Annotated in this window: 12 protein-coding genes and 1 pseudogene; 2 read left to right on the top strand and 11 right to left on the bottom strand. The window is 56.6% G+C overall.

The window, feature by feature from the left end:
* Positions 1–39: 39 nt before the first annotated feature.
* Complete coding sequence (locus PSCI_RS02345; protein WP_045482327.1) at positions 40–672, bottom strand: DsbA family oxidoreductase; 633 nt, start codon at positions 670–672, stop codon at positions 40–42.
* Positions 673–793: 121 nt separating this feature from the next.
* Here PSCI_RS02345 and PSCI_RS02340 point away from each other — a divergent pair, with 121 nt between their 5' ends.
* Positions 794–1,198, top strand: a complete 405-nt coding sequence (locus PSCI_RS02340; RefSeq protein WP_045482325.1) for a DUF2177 family protein — start codon at positions 794–796, stop codon at positions 1,196–1,198.
* A gap of 142 nt (positions 1,199–1,340) precedes the next feature.
* Here the strand turns inward: PSCI_RS02340 and PSCI_RS29680 are convergent.
* From PSCI_RS29680 to PSCI_RS02300, 9 genes and pseudogenes are all read right to left on the bottom strand, one after another.
* A pseudogene (locus PSCI_RS29680) lies at positions 1,341–1,658 on the bottom strand (helix-turn-helix domain-containing protein); the annotation flags it as partial.
* Positions 1,659–1,679: 21 nt separating this feature from the next.
* Positions 1,680–2,009 (bottom strand): hypothetical protein, encoded by a 330-nt coding sequence (locus PSCI_RS02335; protein WP_045482324.1) that lies wholly within the window; start codon positions 2,007–2,009, stop codon positions 1,680–1,682.
* A 435-nt stretch (positions 2,010–2,444) separates the two neighbouring features.
* Positions 2,445–3,167, bottom strand: a complete 723-nt coding sequence (locus tag PSCI_RS02330) for a DUF4225 domain-containing protein (protein ID WP_045482323.1) — start codon at positions 3,165–3,167, stop codon at positions 2,445–2,447.
* The gene (locus PSCI_RS28920; RefSeq protein ID WP_144403180.1) at positions 3,164–3,349 is read right to left on the bottom strand and encodes a hypothetical protein; all 186 of its coding nucleotides are present in this window, start codon (positions 3,347–3,349) and stop codon (positions 3,164–3,166) included. The genes PSCI_RS02330 and PSCI_RS28920 overlap by 4 nt, the downstream gene beginning before the upstream one ends.
* A gap of 244 nt (positions 3,350–3,593) precedes the next feature.
* Positions 3,594–4,142 (bottom strand): BRO-N domain-containing protein, encoded by a 549-nt coding sequence (locus tag PSCI_RS02320; RefSeq protein ID WP_045482320.1) that lies wholly within the window; start codon positions 4,140–4,142, stop codon positions 3,594–3,596.
* Between the two features lie 338 nt (positions 4,143–4,480).
* Positions 4,481–5,434 (bottom strand): PD-(D/E)XK motif protein, encoded by a 954-nt coding sequence (locus PSCI_RS02315; RefSeq protein WP_045482317.1) that lies wholly within the window; start codon positions 5,432–5,434, stop codon positions 4,481–4,483.
* Entirely contained in the window at positions 5,427–7,751 is a 2,325-nt protein-coding gene (locus tag PSCI_RS02310; protein WP_045482315.1) for a Z1 domain-containing protein, read from the bottom strand. Before PSCI_RS02310 ends, PSCI_RS02315 begins: the two co-directional genes overlap by 8 nt.
* Positions 7,751–9,769 carry an ATP-binding protein gene (locus PSCI_RS02305; protein WP_045482313.1) on the bottom strand — a complete coding sequence of 673 codons (2,019 nt, stop codon included), beginning with the start codon at positions 9,767–9,769 and terminating at the stop codon, positions 7,751–7,753. The genes PSCI_RS02310 and PSCI_RS02305 overlap by 1 nt, the downstream gene beginning before the upstream one ends.
* Complete coding sequence (locus tag PSCI_RS02300) at positions 9,766–11,430, bottom strand: DNA cytosine methyltransferase (protein ID WP_052483338.1); 1,665 nt, start codon at positions 11,428–11,430, stop codon at positions 9,766–9,768. Before PSCI_RS02300 ends, PSCI_RS02305 begins: the two co-directional genes overlap by 4 nt.
* A gap of 438 nt (positions 11,431–11,868) precedes the next feature.
* On the opposite strand from PSCI_RS02300, the gene PSCI_RS28385 reads away from it, so the two are divergent.
* A complete protein-coding gene (locus PSCI_RS28385) occupies positions 11,869–12,348 on the top strand; it encodes a very short patch repair endonuclease (RefSeq protein ID WP_084709824.1) in 480 nt (159 codons plus the stop codon).
* 172 nt (positions 12,349–12,520) lie between these two features.
* Here PSCI_RS28385 and PSCI_RS02290 read toward each other — a convergent pair whose 3' ends face one another.
* A complete protein-coding gene (locus PSCI_RS02290; protein WP_045482308.1) occupies positions 12,521–14,695 on the bottom strand; it encodes a Z1 domain-containing protein in 2,175 nt (724 codons plus the stop codon).
* Between the last annotated feature and the right edge of the window lie 391 nt (positions 14,696–15,086).

Raw genomic sequence — 15,086 nt, 5'->3', positions numbered from 1 at the left:
AAACACCGCCCAGCCAACAGCCAATTTTAAAAATGCCCCTCAGGCAAGCAAAGCATCAATCTCCCTCGTCAGCCGCTGCAAGGGCAGGGTGCCATTGAGCACCTGCGCCTCGCTCAGCGGCTGACTGGCCTTACGCAACAGCAGCACCGGCACGGCCCGCAGCCCCAGCGTATCAGCCAGCGCCTCGTCATCGCTGACCGCAACCCGGTGCTGCTGCTCCTGCAATGCCAGGTGCAGCGCCTCGGGCTTGAGCCCGGTTGCGCTGGCCAACTGCAGCAGCACCTGATCCTCACCAATATTCTGACCGTACTCGAAAAACGCCCGGAACAACGCCCGATTGAAATCCCCAAACCGGCCCTGGCTGCGCGCAAAGTTCGCCGCTTCCAGCGCCTTGCGGCTGTGCGGCTGCACAGGCGGAATCTTCATCGTCAACTGGCGCCGGTCGGCCATCGGCAACACCGCCTGCAACCAGGTCATGCGCAGGTAATCAGCCTGCGGGTCCGGGGTGGTCAATGGCTCGGGCCGCAACTCAAATGCATGCCAGCACCACTCGATCATCGCGCCGTAACGGGCCTGAAGCTGTTCGAGAACCGGCAATTGCAGGTAGCAGAATGGGCAGACATAGTCGCTCCATATATCGACCCTCAGGGCGGGTTGTGTGTCTGTATGCATTCGCCTGGCTCCTTAGCTCTATTAGCAGTGACTGCCCACTTATGGGAAAAGTCCGGCTATTTCGCGGATCAATTCCCAAACGGTCGCTGTCCCAGCCATAACCCTCTCAGGACACATCGCCATGAAACGATTTCTCACTGCCTACGCTGCAACCCTGGTCGCGTTTCTGATCTTCGACGGCTTATGGCTGGGCGGGCTGATGGGCCCGACCTACCGCGCCTGGCTCGGCCCACTGATGCTCGACACACCGGTCATCGGCCCGGCGGTCGCGTTCTACCTGATGTACGGCGTGGGCATCGTGGTGCTGGCCGTGCTGCCGGCCCTCAACGTGCAACGCCTCGGGCAAGCGGTCGGCCACAGCGCCTTGCTGGGCCTGGTGGCCTACGGCACCTACGACCTGACCAACTGGGCCACCCTGCGCGGCTGGCCAGCGCAAATGGCCTTGGTAGACCTGGCCTGGGGCGTGGTGGTGACCACATTGGCGGGGACAGTGGCTTATGTGCTGACGTCGCGGTTGTTGCGCTGAGCCCTGTAGGTGCTTCAGTCCACCGCCCGGTAGGAGCGAGCTTGCTCGCGAAGAGGCCAGTAAAGCCACAGCAGTTGTAGCGAATGTGCTGGCGTCTTCGTCGGCAACCGGCGCGCTGGCCGGCCACTCCCACATGAGATCTGTGCAGTTTCCAGATCATGGGCAATGCCAGTGAGCGTGTTCGGTTGAGCACCTCGTAGACGCGATTGGTTCTGCCGATGGCAGGGATGAGGTCGGCTACGGTCAGCCCTGACTGCTCCATGCGCAATTTGATCGCCTCAATCGGGTCCGGTAAATCAACCGGAAAGTGCTTGGCTTCATAGGCTTCGATCAGCGTGATCATGACCTCGAACGCGCCGCCTTCCGGGGGGCCAGGTTCTGGCTCGTTATCGAATAGAGGCGATATCTCGTTGAGAGCCGCTTGATACTCTGCGTCAGTCCCGATCGCGCGGATTTTCATGGCGTTCACTCCATCTCCACTTCAAAGCCGTGGATCAAAATGGTTAAGGATCGACCACGACCTGCTGCGTATCTGCCTGAGGATTAGCCGGCCATGAAGGATCGACATATGAAAGGCGAGCCAGCCGACGACTGAGCTATCTGTTTTTAAATAAAAAAACAGATGCCCTGTAATAAAGAACGTCAGATGGTGAGTGAAGAAAAATGTGTTGTAACCCAGTACCGACCAGAAACGGAGGCGGGTGTGTTTTTTCTCCCTTAAGTCGGACTCCAGATTCAGCGCAAGGATGTAAGGGAATAGCGAGGCTTTTGCATATGCTAATAGGAGTTTCCAATGGTCTTCTGTTGTCATATTCAGTGTCCCGCCCGAGTGGATAGCGTTGACGCTTGAAGTGCTGCCTTTTATTTTCAAAGAAAACAGTATTACTTTCGGCGATGAGCCATTCGATACTCATCAAGAGTTTTTTTGTGCTTGCATATCTTCAAGTTAAAACGCCTTATTAGATACCAGCGTCTCACTTTCCACTCTCTCGGGAAGGTGGAAGTATGCAGGAGGAACATCAATATGGACACCCAGCCTAAAATGGTTCGGTCTAGAGGTCCATAGAATGGAATTGTACCGCTTTTAAAGTAGTCAAAATAAAGGCATGCGAGAAGAAGGCTATAGAGTGTCGCCAGCCAGAATTTTTTTCCTGAGTAGTTCCGTCCTGAGAAGGCGTATTTCATTCTGCGCGCGGGCAGGTAGAGCAGAACGGAAAATATTATGAATAAAAAATGTGTAAAAAAACTACTCATCATCCTTCAGTATCTCAAGGGTAAGGTTTTTAAAGGTAATTACATTGACTGAAATTTCGGTACGTAACGCTTGCTTGGTCATAGCCTTAAAGCCTCTTACAAAGTCTTCGTCGATATACCTGAAAAGTTTTCGAGCTTCTGGAGAAACGACTTTTCGAGTCAGACCCCACCCAGACAGAGTCAGATCAGTTACGAGGTAAGCAACATTCCCATCAGTTTTTGTTCCGCCCGCTGCCTGTGCGGCTTCTTGATAACCTTGGCGAACCCAGCCTTCTGAGTCCGAACGGCCTTTTATAAGATTTCGGCTACTTTCATAGATGTTGTTAGCCCCATGGCTGATAAGGGCCGCGCCGCCGGTCACGCATAAAAAGCCGCCGCTGGCATAACAAAGCCCGACGCCAGCGGCAACTTGACCTACGCCACCTACGAGTCCAAGGCTGTTCTCGATTTTTATCATTGCGGGGTGAGAGAACCAGTTGCTCTCTTCTTTAATAGCTGCCAGTCCCTGCTCAGCCGTTTTTAAGCCACGCTCGACGTCACTGACGATACCTTGTGCAAAATAAGCAATGTCCCGATTGAACTGCAGCCTGAGGATTCCATCGCTGATAGTTCGCGCCGCTACCGTACAAGCCTGCCCCTTGAGAAGCGCCGCCGCTTGCCTCACATCCTCAAGATTCTGCCCGCTCGTTTGTGAACCAGCCTCAAGCGTCCTCATCGTTCGGCCCCCCAAGACGCACAGTCGCACAGTCTGGCCGTCACCTTGGAGCAGGTGAGGTCCTGGGTCTGGTTTTCATGGCCGGCCCGGTACGGGGTGCCGAGTGACGGCAGAGTCGGGCAGCCTGCGGACATCAGGCATTGGCGCTCGTCTCTGAGCGTGATGTAAGCGTAAGCAGCCATCCTGGGATCCTCCATGAAGTGGAGGCGCAGTGTATTTTTTGACTTGCCCAGGATATGTAAGAAACGTCCGAAACCTCTGTCGGGCGAGACAGCAAACCATGCCAGTGACATGCCCTGCTCGTGAGCGACTGGACTCAGTCAACCAGCGGTCATAGCGGGTGCGTTCAGCACTGCGGTGCGATCTCTGTTGATCTGAATTGCAGCCACAGCCGGGGCGGTCTGCACCGTCCCGGCATCCAAGCGGTTACCGCCCGATACAAGCCCGCCACCACGACTCGCCCGCCTTCAACGCCTCGGTCTCCGGCAGCGGCAACACCTGCGGCACATCCCGCAGCCGAATCCACGGCTCGTTCTGCCAATGCAACATGCTCATCGACAACCCCGGCCACTGCAACAGACTCAGCATTGGCGCCTGATCACCCGCCGACGGCTGCGCATCCCGCACCGCCGCAACCACCTCATTGGTGATCCACTGCCGCAGGCTGCGCTGCTCGGGGTGATGGTGATGCACCAGCAGCACATAAACCCCGGACTCGCTGATCATCAGTTCTTCCTCACAACGGCCATGGCTTTCAAGCCAGAGGGTACGGCGCTGGTCCGGGTCTAGCTTGCAGGTGGAGCGGGTGTTAAGCGGCCAGGCAATCAAGCGACCAAGATCGCGGGCGCAGAACCAGACCTGGTTTTCCAGGAGGGTGACGCGGAGCTGGCGGCCGTAGCGGTGGAAGATGGTGGGGGTAGTCGGTTCGAGGGCAGGCTCGCGCCTGGCTTGGGAGCAAGATTCAGTGTGTGGCATTTCTAGTAACCTCAGTGTGATTCAGCTTTCTTAGGGCTAAGGCGCCGGGAGCTAAGAAACCCCACACAGAGGGCCGGACATATTCCCCTTACGGGTCTTGTATTAGCCCACTCCCGACATCACAGATTTTGTGACGCGCAGCCATGGGCCGCGGACACAAAAAAGCCGCGTTTTTCGGAAGCGGTCGGGCCGCTGTGTGGATGAGCGTTTCTTAGGCGCTGTTTTAAGGTATCGAGGCAGAACAGTCTAAGCAAGGCTATAAGTTGTAGGATAATTCCTAAAATTGGTGAGGTTTTATTCTTTAATTCTATCTGGAATTTTCGGATGTCCTTGACGCGTTAGGCAGTTAGAAGAACATCCTGAACTTGCGATACCTCGAGCGAAGGCAGGCTGCCAACATTAATACTGTACCTGATACCTGCCACACCTAGTGGTGGCACGTAGTCATCGGGGAGCCTGGGGAAGTTATCGATAACTTCGAAGACATGTACAGCGCGAAAATTGAACCGTAGGAGCGCGCCTGTCTGTCGTAGGCCCTCGTGCCAACCAAGTTGTGCTAGGCGTGAATCGAAAACATCTAGCGCACGCCCATCGGATACCAGCTTCTCCCGAATTTCATCGACGCGGTCTGCCAGTGTTTCGTCGCCGCCAAGACTGCGCTCCAGCATGACGCTGACAAACAGGAGGCGCTTATTACTAGGCGCTTTCAGCTGATCTAGACGGGATATTTCGTGCTTCGGTTCCGATCGCGTGGTGGTCTTCACTTCGACGTGTACGCCCTGCCCAACAAAATCATGGCGTTCGCTATCAGGGCCGCTCCAAAGGTGGCTGACGCGCGTGCCGATGGTCGGGAACAGCACGTTGGACAGCACCCAGAGTTCGCCAAAAAGACCAATCTGTACTGCTGGGCTTAAGTCAGGTGTGAGCGGGCGCAGTGCTGCACGCATGTCTTCGATGATGCGTCCAACCGAGACAGCAGGATCGCGGCCTTCAATGCGGATGGCATGGAGGACCTTGTTGGCTATCAGCGTGAGCAGTTCTTCGTGGTGGCTGCGTGCGGAAATATCCAGCCAAATCTGTTCGCCCTCCAGGATGCGGACCTGAAGACTCTGCAGGTCCGGCGGCAGGTTTTGCGGGGCGACATCGATGGCCAGCAGCAGGTGCAGGCGGCCGTCTCCTGACACCCCGATCAGCGCTGTTTCCAGGTCCCTGATCGCCTGCTCGCGGATGTCCTCATGCTGAGAATGCTGCTCGCGCAGACTTGCCCAGCGATCTTGTGTGATCTCAAACATTGCGTACCCCACGATTCACGACAAACTGTTGTTCGCCGTCTTTAGTGCGGGGAAGCGACAGAGCTAGGCCTAGCACCGTTTGTGTTGGCGCGCGGAGCGGTTCGGGATCCAGGGGGTAGAGCAAGAGAAGGCCCTGCTGCGCAGGTCGGTCCTCGCGCATTGCCCGTGCGTTGAAGCCTGAACCAGCGCGATAGTTCTCTGGCCCGCCATGAAGGTCTGCACCTTCATGGCGTGGATCTATCAGGATGCCGATCGACTCATTGGCCTGCAACGACCGTCGAACAAGGCCGTAAGGCCTTCCACCCAGGAGAACCTGACGTTCCCGCTGCGGGTTGGCTACGAACACGGTCCAGTTCCTCAGCTCTCCCGCTGCGGCCCGCTCCAGGATCCAGTCGGCAATCTCCGCACCCTGAAATGCAATGCTGTTAGGGTGCCCTTCATAACGCCTCAGGAACAGTGCGATGTCCTCGGCCGGCACATCGTGTGCTATGGCGCCGCCATATGCATCCTGAGTCGGGGGGTGCTGTCGTAGCAGGGCGGACGCTAGATCCACGTTCCGTTCCAACAGTTCTCGGTCCTGCATAGGGAACAGAATCGTCTGCGGGTTCTCGCCAGACCATGACCGTGCATCATCCGCTTGCATCCTGCTCTTATTTTTGCTGGTGAGCAGGAGCTTTGAGTGGGCCCGCATCCGGATGGCCATCTGGTCGGGCCTGCGACCGGCCTTGTTCAGTGCCGTGATAGAGTCACGCAGAGACTCCTCGACCAGCGCAAGTTCCACAAACCACTGAGCGATCCCTTCGGTTGTCCAGATGCGGATCAGGTCTTCATAGCCTGCCCTGAAACCATACCAGCGTGCCATCTGCAGCAGAGCATCCGCCAGTGTTGTAGTGCGCAGGAAGTAGGCGATCGTTAGCCCCTCAAGCGTTAGTCCGCGCGATAGCCTATTGCCGCCTATTGCGACGAGCTGCCGTCCAGGTTTGGCGTCGTATTCCAGTTCATCACCCGTCGTGCTATTGAGCACAACGACAACCAGACGAGCTAGGTTCGTCACTGCCTCATCCAATAGAACCTCTTCACTGCAGGGCAAATCAATCGGCCCCAGACCTGCGAGCGTTGACCGGAACATCTGTTTGAGCACGCCGGGTTCGGCGCTTTCATGATGGAACCAGTGGCGGATCTGTTCCTGAATCGCCTCTCCAATGCGCAACTGGTCCTGCTGGAGCCGGGATACGTGCACCAGCATCGTGTTCGGCTTACCGATCTGGCCGCGCTGCAGCCTGATGGCGCCGGCAAGTGCGAAGGTCAGGAGGGCATCGGCGAGCGACTGGGGGAGATCCAGCGGCCCTCGGACGACAATCGCCTCGCTCCTTTTGCGCTGCTTCGGCTTCAGAGCTTTTACATCCGCCGCGTCTACAGGACGCAGTACATCGCGGCCCTGTGAGCTGACGCCGAAAAGCTCTTCTGTTCCCGTGTAGCCGTCCGGCCGCGGAAGCTGCACGACGAAGTCCTTAGGGAACAGGTCTTCGCCGACCTCGTTGTCAGTAGCGTCTGGATCTATGAATATGTTGGCGAATGGCGTAGCGGTGTAAGCGATGTAGGTGGCCCGCGGAATCTTTCTGAGAATGTCACGAATCAGGGCGTTGGTCAGTGAAGGGCCCGTACCGTCATCCGGTTCAGTGTCGATGTCGGTGTCGATACTGGGGTCGCGCCGATTTCCGCGTGTATTGATGGAGGCCTGATCGGCTTCGTCATCAATGAGAAGAACCGGTACATCAGCGAGCCGGCCTTCGAGTTTGCCGAACCACTGGTTGAGCCGTTTCAGGATCGGCGTGATCTTCTTCGCGACGATCAGGACGGTGCCGGTCGATGCGAATCCGTCGGCCACCTCCGGCTCACGAAAATCTGACGCCTCATCGGTCAGCCTGATCCAGTCGACGCCGGTCCCGGCCAGCTCCAGATCCAGGCGCTTTTGTGTCTGGTTCCGCAATGAATCGTGAATGCCTGAAAGAACAATAATCAGGCGGTAGCCGACATCTGCTGCGCGCGCGGCCACAGCCGTGAAGTTAGCGGTCTTTCCGGACTGAACGTAGCCGACGACCAGACCGCGGCACTGGAATTCCGGGCGACCTACCGGTACGGTCTTCGAGATGATCCGCAGCGACTCTTCCGCGACTGACGCAATCTGGTGTGGCTTCCACTTGGGCTGGGACCGCAGATAAGCTTCATGCCGGGACCAGTTGGTCCAGGCGGTTGCATCGGTCCACAGTGCTAGTCTGGGTTTCAGCGTAAGGGGAAGTGAAAGCTGGACCTTCATCAGACCTTGTCCGTCAACTGGTCCGGAACTCCGGCCGTCTCCAATGCGCGAAGGAATTCAGACAGAGCCGTCTTCACCTCGGCGTCCTTCTCGATGAGCTGCACGAGCGTCACCAGCGTCGGCATTAGTGGGGTGACCTCAACTTCCTCCCCCTTGAAACCGGTCTTGCGTTGCCATGGCTTGTCGCCGCTGCTGACAAGGCGGATTGGAGTACTGTCCTTCTTTACAGTCGGAGCCGGAGCAGGTAGCACCACGGAAGTGCCTCCCGCCGCTGTCGCTGGAGGCAACAAGCCGCCCGACGCTCGCGTACCGGCCGGCGACACAGTCTTGCCGGCTCCTTTTGCTGTCGGCGCAGGTTTTTCCTTCTTGTTGTACCGGAGCCTAGCTGCTGCACGAGGTGCCTTGATCAGCTCTTTGAGGTGCTCGGTAATCGCAAACGGTAGGCGAATGAGCTGCTTGCTGATATCTACCTGCAACTGCTCATCTGCCAACCTGTCGAAATCGACTGCGACACGAATCAGCTTGGTGTGCTCATCCTTGGCGAAAAGATCTTCCCAGCCGCCCCACTTGATGAGGCGGTCAAGTCGATAGAAGTACAGGCCCTGAGCATCATTTGCACGGCCATTCAGGGAGTGGCGGTCGCGTTCGACGCGTTGCTCCAATGGCGCCAGATCCTTGATGTACTCGTCGAACTCTCCCTCGTTTGGCGTGACGTAAGCACGAATATAGAGGGCGGGCGTCTTGTCCGGAGAAGCGCCGGGAAGCTCGATGCGATGTTGGTCGTATTCTTTCGTCAGTGGGTGCCCCATAGGGTTGTTGGCACGCAGAGCTTCACCGTTCAGGCGAATGACTACCTTCTCGTGCCCACGCGCCTTGCCTTCAAGATACCGGTGGAAGACCAGTTCGAGGTGCGACTTGATGGCAGCGAGTTCCTGCGCGTAGGGAGAATCCGCCCTGCCTTTTGCGGGCTCCATCGAGGGGCGCATCTGCGTGAGCAGCACAGCTGTGCCCGAGTTGCCGATGCCCACTGCCGAGGCATGCTCGGGAGCTACTGGGTCGCTCAGAAGCGCCCAGCGGCGCGTCTTCGCAAGATGCTCCTTATCCCAGGTGAGCGTCGTGCTCTCGTTTCCGGCAGCTTTCGATACGACCGTCAGTCGATCGGCCTGGGACCAGGCCGCACCCTTTAACCCATAGCCGAACTTGCCCAGATCTCCATCGTCGTATTCACGCTGGTGCCCGATCTTCATGGCGTCCCGCAGCCCCGCTGGAGTCATGCCAATGCCGTCGTCACGAATGCACATCCACCGGCCGCCTGCATTTGGATTCGGGAACGTGATGTCAATCTCCCGAGCACCATGCGAAAGGCTGTTGTCCACCAGATCGGCCACAGCGCTGGGTAGGCTGTGCCCTGCACGTGCCAAGATCTTGAAGAGACCGAGCGGGTCCGGTGCGGCGTCATCATCGTTGCGATTGTTGTCGTTTTCTATTTGTGGCGTCACGGACACTGTTTCTGCCTCCTTGAATAGCAGTGGGAAGTGCTCCGAGAGCACTGCTTGGCAGTGCTGGCCCTCCTCACCGTATAACGCAATCATTGCGGATTTGCCGAGCTGGGCACTCTCTCCATGGCCCAGGATCGAAGAGCGGGCTGGGTGGTCTGCCGGTATTGCAACCCAGGATGCATTGGCTGGGGTGCTCGAGGCGTCAACTACCATCGCGAATAGGACGCCCGGATCGACGAAACTGTAGAAGGAACTTGTCGGGCAATCGCCTTCGAATCTCCAATTTTTGTGCTGCCGCTTGAGCCATGAAGCAATCTCAACCACCGTATCTTCGTCTTCGAGACGCCGGCAGGTGATTGCGATGGTGTCCGGGTTCTCTGCTGAAGGAAAAACCTTGCCGACGACGTCCCAGTCGAAGTTGATGGAACGCTGTTTGGCGCGCTCCTTCCCCTGGCGGCGGTACTCATGAAACATGCCGAGTTCGGAATGAGTCAGCAGTCGGAGAATGATGAACTTCACTTCCTGCCCTCTGTCGTCTTGATTTGCGATTGCTCCAAATCGAACAATGCCACACGCATATCCTGTGTCTCCGGTGCCCCCAGGCACTCTCGCATGCCACGAGCGATGGCATAGGCAAAGAGTGGTGGCACGGCGTTGCCAATCTGCTTGAATGCCGGGTTCATCGACCCTTTGAAAACGAAGCCATCAGGGAATGACTGGAGCCGCGCAGCCTCACGGACGGTGATAGTGCGTGCCTGTTTCGAGTCAAAGTGGATGTGAGAATAAGAGTCTTTGCCAAGGTGCGCCATCAGCGTACGTACCGGCGCATCGGCGCGGAGCTTCCACCACTTGTTCGGAAACTTTCCAGGGTCATACGGGATGCGCCAGGACGTGATGTATGTGCTTACGTCTGCGTTTCTCGGGTCGGTGGGCAAACCGAGTCTCCTACGGTCGGCAAGCCAGTTCGCAATTTTCTGCTCTACATAGGCATGTACCTGCGGGTACTCCCAGCCAGGTTGAATCTCTGCGAAGATCTTGTAGTCGCGCGGCAGATACCGGAAAACATGGCCAGTCGTAGAGCTAGTCGCAAATCCGTGCCACTCTCTCATCAGCCGCGAATAGGCATTCGACGGCTTTTCTGCTGTGTACTCGACAGGTTCTGACGGGTCTTTCGCCCCGCGACGAATGGCACCCGAGCGGAGCATTTCTTCAGCGTACAGGTGCGGCAGATCTACCAGCGCATCAGAGGCAGATGTGGCTGCGGGAGAGTTGGGAGCTGGATCGGGAATCCAGCGGTGGTGCGCCGAGCCTTCGGCTTTGATAACCCGCCTCGCAGCACTTTTGGAACTGGTATAGCCGGATGGCAGAATCAAATGGTGCGTTGGCACCGGAAATCTTGGCTTGATGCCGGTCGAACGATGGAAGCCTACCAGAATCATGCGCTCCCGCATCTGCGGAACGCCGTACCAGACGGAATTAAGCAGTGTGTAGGCCACGTCGTAGCCTTCTTCGGCAAGGCTTTTGGAAACGAGCTCGGCAACATTGGTGCCGCCATGGTTGAGGATGTCTGGCACGTTCTCCATTAGAAGCGCAACAGGCTTTGTCGCCCGGATAAATGCGACGTAGCGCTCCCACAGGCTGACCCGGCCATCCACCAGAAAGGCTTGGTCTGCGGTCACTTCTTCGCGCAAGCGAGCCTGCTCGCGGAGCTTAGCCCTGCCTACACGGGCGAACGCCTGACAGGGTGGCCCGCCGACGAGGACATCAATTTGACGGTCCGTGGCACCCTGCAGCCCGAGATCGTCGAAGACAGTGTCAGCGGTTTCGGTTACCGCGTCGCGCGGGACATGGTGCGCTTCCTTGTCACCCCCGACCGAGCGCGAGCCGAAGTTGGCTCCGTGCGACTTCGCAGCCCACGGGTCCATTTCGATTGACGCGACCGGTGTAAATCCGGCGGTCAGGAAGCCAAGGGATATACCGCCACAGCCTGCGAACATGTCCATGTAGCGGATTTCGCCGCCTTCCTGAATACGCTGCAGCTTGCTGCGGATCAGATCATCGTCCGGGATAGAAGCACGGGAGTTCTTGCCAGTCGAGGGGGACAGGTCTGCAGCCAGGGTAACGGGCTTTTCGTCGGTATTGCTGGGCTGCGATTTGAGCAGCTCGGTTTGGATGGACATCCGGTATCTCTCATAGGAAACATGCGCCAAGACCACCTGCACGGAGCGCAGAAGGACGGCAGCTCAGGTCTGCTCATACCAAGCGGCACATCCCGGCTTGACGAATCGGCACTTGGTGCCAAATGCTACATAGTGTCAGAGTGTAATGAAAATGCAGCGAGGTGTCGCGTGCGCAGGTTCTGTCAACCTTCATGATTATCCAGCCTCAACCGGAGAAAAATGCCCTTGGCCTCAAGTTTCACGGGCAACGGAGTCCATCTCGACCTAACCGACAATATCTAGTCGCTTAACATTGGCTGATGAGGCAAAGCTTTCATCCAGCCCTCCGGAACCTGCGAAGAAACCATGATTTGAATTGGCTCGCCAAGCGGAATATTTTTTCCAAGTTTTCCAAGTAAGTATCCTGCGTCAGGGGCAAGCTAATCTGGGGGATTATTAATGGATATAGTCAGCAGAGAAGTCAGGTCTCGAATGATGGCGGGCATCCGCGGCAGCGATACATTGCCAGAGATTAAGGTCAGGAAGCTGCTTCACCGGCAAGGCTTCAGGTATCGATTGCATCAGCGAAATCTTCCCGGTAAACCCGATATCGTACTTCCTCGTCACCGTGTCTGCATCTTCGTTCATGGTTGCTTCTGGCATAGGCATCCGGGCTGCAGATACGCCACGATCCCAAAGACCCGCGAGGATTTTTGGCAGACGAAATTCGATCAGAACGTGAAGCGTGATATCAGAAACCGAGAGGAATTGCTCAGGTCAGGCTGGCGAGTGATAGAGCTTTGGGAGTGCGGAATACGCGGACCGGAAGCAGGGATGAACTGGCTTCTGGAAACGATCCCGGACTGTACCCAAAAATACGTCTCGTGGCCCAATTTCCCCACCCTGCTCGTTCCCAGCGATCCGCTCACAGTAATCTGAGCATATCGGCTTTCATCACTTGATTTCCAAACGCTCCAAAAGATTCTTCAAAGTAATCTTTTCTGCCTTGCGAATAAGGGCGATGGTGTCCACGTATTTTTAGGTGGACGCCATCGTCCTTAATGCTGGGATTGTGAAGGCGTGTCTGCTGGCCGTTTACGGACGGTTACCTTCAATCGTTGTTCAGAGTTTCATGGGCAAATATGGCCGTTGGAGTATTCTGCTGGGCAGAAATTACCGGCCAATAGAATGGAGCCCCCGTCCACCCTTTTTCTTCCTTGCCGTTCTGCCGGATCAGAATCAGCATGGGATTGTCGATGGCGTACTTCTTGCGAATCTGGCCTTCGGTCTTGGTGCTATCCGGTGCGTCGGCATAAAGGGCGTGCGAGCCCGCGCTGACGATGCGCTGGATTTCCCGATCAGTACGCACCAAGCACCAAACCTTGCCTTGCGCGCTGGAGTTCTTCGGCAGGCTGGCGAGGTACTGGAGCGCAGAGCGTGCCGCCTCCCAGTCGAAGCTATAGCCCTCGTCCTCCTCCATCTTGAAAGCGGGCTCCAAGCCGTTCAAGAGCTGAATCGCCATCGCCACCGGAATTAGGAACGGTTCATCAAAGCTGCCTTTGCCGGCGAGCTTATCGAGCTGCTGGTCGATCTTCTCAGTGATCGGGCGCAGGCGGGATTTGGGCAACATCTGAAAGCCGACCGGAAGGATGCGCTTAAACGGCTTGAGCGTAGTGGTGCGCGACAAAGCGATCTTGTTTGGACTGCAGGGCTGCACCGCATTGCCAGGTGCCTTTTGGATAAAGACGACTGGCTGTTCGGGGTTCTTGGCCAGAGACTCGCGCAGGGCCACATCGCTCTCGTGCATGCGCTGCATGGCGGCGTAGATGGTCGGCTCAGTATAGAAACGGGTGATAGCCAGGTCCTGTCGCGGACGGAAGCCAAACATACGCGAGTGCTGTAGCACAGTATCCTGCTGGTACACGTTGGGTTTGCGACCGTAGTAGAAGCCAATCAAATTAGCGATGGTAACCCCACGGTCGAGAATCTGCCCGCCGATGAAGATGTTCAGCGGAGTGCGCAGCTTCAGTTGTCCATCATCATCGAGCAACTCCTCGACCTGTTTCTCGGAGTTGACCTTGGTGATCATCAGCCAGTCCTGCTTGAGCGCAGTCTTCACCTCCTGGGCGACCTCTTCAAGTAAGGGCAGATAATCTCCCTGTAGCTCGACTGATGGTTGCAGCTCTAGGTATGCACGCTGAATGAGGCTGCTCAACATCTGCGGCTCTTGGCTAACTGCTGCGCTGAGCTTTTCCTTGATCTTCTCGACCAACTCCTCCTGCCAAGCATGCGCGGTAGTATTGGCCTCAGTATGCACAAGGAAGCTGAACTTTTTCCCTGTTTTTCCTGCCTGCTTGTCCTGCAAGCGACGGATACAGCCACCGATGATGAAGTTACAAATGGCATCACGCAGGGTTGGGATTGCCTTGCTGGTGAGCACCTCCTCCAATTTCAGGCGGCGACCGTCCTTTTTGCGCAGAACCTGCAGCTCGTCCAGATCTACGGGCTGGTAGAGAAATTTGGCCAAGTGACCTTCTTCCTGGCTATCTTCAAAGTAGTAGTCGCTACCCACGTAGGCGGCATTGACGGGAACCAGCTCAGTGAAGGCCGGGCGGATCGGCCTGAAGCTGTCGCCTTTGATCTGCACATCGGCAGGTTGCAGGTAAAGCGAGTAGGGGGTCGCAGTAACCTGCAGAAAGGCTGCACGTTCGACGATAATGCGCAGATGCTCGAGTTGGCGAGCGGTGACGTTAATATCCAATTCGCCCTTATCGCGCTTGAAGCCGACGCTAGCGTAATCTGCCTCGTCGTCGACGATCAGCACTCGCTTAGCTTTGAGCTGTGGATATTTGTTTTCGAACAGATCGATGAGGCGATTGAGGTTGTCAGTCTGCTTCTTCACTACAAGCACCAGCTTCTGGTTAAGCTCGAAACCAGTGAGGTGGCCAGGCATGGTCATGATGTCGAAGACCTTGAGCAGGTCGTTCTCGTCATGCGTACGGAACTCGCTCTTGATACGCTCGTAGGTCTGTTTGGCTAGAGCCTTTGTGCCCTTCGTCAGCACCACCGCCACATCGAAATCGTTGTCGAAGGCCAACGCCATTACTGCCAGGAAGGTTTTCGTCTTACCCGACTGGATCTTCCCCAGTAGCATCCCCGGATGGTCTTCACTGGTCTGGCTCAGCATCAGACGCTCGACAACAGACTCAATGCATTTGCGGTCTTCTATGGAGTAACGCACATCGTCTTTTACAAAAGACGGGTAGAAATCACCCTGCTTATTCATACTTCTTCCTTAAGGTGTCCATCCAGTACTGGTCCACTGCAGGTTCTAAGCCATCAGGCAGCGGCGGCTGGCATGAGCGAGTCACTCTTAATGAACTATCTGCCCAATGCACTGCTCAGGTTTCGGCTGCAGTTGGGCGGATTGTGCCGATTGAAGTGGCTACTGGCCAGTGTCAGGCCGCGCTGCTCGGTGAGCTTAATGGGCACGAAGCTTCTACATCTCTCCAAAAAATGTGCAAACCCAGTACTGCCGTGTCCAGCCTGCAGCGGCTCAGTCCAAACTATCTGGAGTCAGATAACGGTTACTAGTGCGCCGTCTCAGAGAAAGTGTTCTCTTTCATAGTACCTGCGATCGTGTTTCGGGCGCTCTGGATCTTGCGCAAGATGTCTTC

Origin of the sequence: Pseudomonas sp. StFLB209 (genome assembly GCF_000829415.1) — a bacterium.
Taxonomy (GTDB): domain Bacteria; phylum Pseudomonadota; class Gammaproteobacteria; order Pseudomonadales; family Pseudomonadaceae; genus Aquipseudomonas.
This window is presented reverse-complemented; position numbering and strand designations above follow the sequence as displayed.

Excerpts from the sequence above, each read along its gene's own strand:
- PSCI_RS02345 (WP_045482327.1), bottom strand. The coding sequence starts at position 672 with ATGCATACAGACACACAACCCGCCCTGAGGGTCGATATATGGAGCGAC.
- PSCI_RS02340 (WP_045482325.1), top strand. The coding sequence starts at position 794 with ATGAAACGATTTCTCACTGCCTACGCTGCAACCCTGGTCGCGTTTCTG.
- PSCI_RS02335 (WP_045482324.1), bottom strand. The coding sequence starts at position 2,009 with ATGACAACAGAAGACCATTGGAAACTCCTATTAGCATATGCAAAAGCC.
- PSCI_RS02330 (WP_045482323.1), bottom strand. The coding sequence starts at position 3,167 with ATGAGGACGCTTGAGGCTGGTTCACAAACGAGCGGGCAGAATCTTGAG.
- PSCI_RS28920 (WP_144403180.1), bottom strand. The coding sequence starts at position 3,349 with ATGGCTGCTTACGCTTACATCACGCTCAGAGACGAGCGCCAATGCCTG.
- PSCI_RS02320 (WP_045482320.1), bottom strand. The coding sequence starts at position 4,142 with ATGCCACACACTGAATCTTGCTCCCAAGCCAGGCGCGAGCCTGCCCTC.
- PSCI_RS02315 (WP_045482317.1), bottom strand. The coding sequence starts at position 5,434 with ATGTTTGAGATCACACAAGATCGCTGGGCAAGTCTGCGCGAGCAGCAT.
- PSCI_RS02310 (WP_045482315.1), bottom strand. The coding sequence starts at position 7,751 with ATGAAGGTCCAGCTTTCACTTCCCCTTACGCTGAAACCCAGACTAGCA.
- PSCI_RS02300 (WP_052483338.1), bottom strand. The coding sequence starts at position 11,430 with ATGTCCATCCAAACCGAGCTGCTCAAATCGCAGCCCAGCAATACCGAC.
- PSCI_RS28385 (WP_084709824.1), top strand. The coding sequence starts at position 11,869 with ATGGATATAGTCAGCAGAGAAGTCAGGTCTCGAATGATGGCGGGCATC.
- PSCI_RS02290 (WP_045482308.1), bottom strand. The coding sequence starts at position 14,695 with ATGAATAAGCAGGGTGATTTCTACCCGTCTTTTGTAAAAGACGATGTG.